Consider the following 1,944-nt stretch of genomic DNA (forward strand, 5'->3'; position numbering starts at 1 on the left):
GGTGGCGGCGTTGCGTGCGGCGGTGGCGTCGGCGTAGGCCTGGTTGGCCGCGGTGCGGGCCTGCTTGGCGTCGGCCTGGGCTTGTGCGTCGGCCTGGTTGGCGCGGGCGGCCGCGGCGCGGGCCTTGGCGCCGTCCTCGGCTGCCTGGGCGGCGGACTTCATCGCCGCCGCGGAGGAGCGGGCGGCGTTGGCGGAGGAACGCGCGGCTGCCGCGGCTGCCTTGAAGGCGGGGGCGACCTGGGCGTTGGCGCGTGTGGCGGCGGCTTCGGCCGCTTCTGCGGCCTTGACGGCTTCGGCCGCGCGGGTTTCCGCCTTGGTCACCTCTGTCTGGCCCAGGGCCTGGGCGGCTTTGGCGACTTCGGTGGCGAAGTCGGCGTCGATGTCGGTGCCGGTGAACGGCGCGGTCAGGGTGATGGCGGTGTTGGCCGGGTCGGCGATGCCGGCGGCGGTGGTGCGGGCGGAGGTGGCGGCCTGGACGGCGATGGTGGCCTGCAGGCGTGCCATGCCCGCTTCGCGGGTGGCGCCTTCGGCTTCGTCCTTGGTGCGGTTGGCTGCCTGCAGGGCGTGGTTGGCGTGGAGGGCGGCAAGGCCGGCCAGCCGGGACGCCTCATGGGCGGCGATACCCGCGCGGGCCTCCTGCGCGGTGGCCTCGGCGGCCTTGGCGTTCGCCCGCTGGGCGGCGGCCCGGGTCAGGGCGGCCTCGGCCTCGGCCTTGTTGGCTGCGGCGTTGGCGGCGAAGGCGGCGGCTTCGGCCTTGTTGGCGGCGGCGTTGGCGCGTGCGGCGTGGGCGGTGGCCTCGGCGGCCGCTGCCCGGGCCCGGGCGGCAGCGCCGGCGGCCTCGATGGCCGCCGAACGCGAGCGGACGGCTGCGGCGGAGGCCTGATCGGCGGCGCCTCGGGCCGATCCGGCGGCGGTGCCGGCGGCGGTGGCGGCGGAGCGGGCCTCGGTGGCCGCCGCCCGCGCGGTCTCGGCGTGCTCGGTGCCCTTGGCCTTGGCGGCCAGTGCCTCACTGGCCCTTGCGCGGGCGTCTTCGGCCTTGTGGGCGCGTTCGGCCTCGACCGCCTTGTTGCGGGCGGTGCGGGCCTTTGCCTCCTCACCGCGGGCCAGTTCGTCGGCCTTGGCGGCGATCCCTTCCTGTGCCTGGGCGGTGGCCCGCTTCTCGGCCGCCACAGCCGCGGCCGCCTGCGCGTCGGCGCGGCGGGCGGCAGCGGTGCGGGCCTCTGCCTCGGCACGGGCACGCGCCGCGGCGGCGATGTCCCGCTCCCGCTCGGCCCGCACCCGGGCGGCAGCGGCAAGATCCCGCTCACGCTCGGCGATCGCCCGCTGCTCGGCGGCGATCTTCGCCTGCCGCTCGGCCTCGATGCGCGCGTCGCGGGTCTTCCTGGCGTGCTCCCACGCCTGCTTCTCCGCCTGCTCGGCCGCGAGCCTGGCCTCGCGGGCCTTGCCGGCGGCATCCGCGGCGATCTTCGCCTGCTTGGCGGCCGCCTCGGCCAGCCTGGCCGCGGCCTTGGCGTGCTCCTCGGCGTTCGCCCGCCACTTCGCCGCCTGCGCGGCGTGCAGCTCGGCCTGGTTCTTGGAGTTCAGCCCCGCCGCATCGGCGGCGGTGGCATCGATGGCGTGCCGCGCGGTCGCCGCCGCCGTCGCCGCGGCGTCAGCGGCACCCGCGATACCGGAAGCCACCTCCGACCACTGCACCCCATGCGTCAGCCCGGTGCCAACCAGCACGTCGGCCTGCACCTTGGCCTGCCCGGCCGCCACCTGCGCGGCCTTCGCGGCACCTTCGGCGATGCCGACCTGGCGCGACGCCTCGGCCTTGACGGGGGCGTAGTCCGACAGGCGCTTGCCGGCCTTGTCGGCGGCCAGCATCCGGTCGGCCTCACGCGACTGCGCGGCCGCCGCGCTCATCGCGTTCGACGCGGTCTTCAGCGCCCTGACCGCATCCCC

Annotated in this window: 1 pseudogene; it reads right to left on the reverse strand. The window is 77.4% G+C overall.

Features of this window, described 5'->3' with window-relative positions:
- Positions 1-1,944 (reverse strand): annotated as a pseudogene (locus E2B92_RS32445) (hypothetical protein); the annotation flags it as partial.

The sequence above is a fragment of the Streptomyces sp. WAC05374 genome (genome assembly GCF_004353505.1).
Classification (GTDB): Bacteria; Actinomycetota; Actinomycetes; order Streptomycetales; family Streptomycetaceae; genus Streptomyces.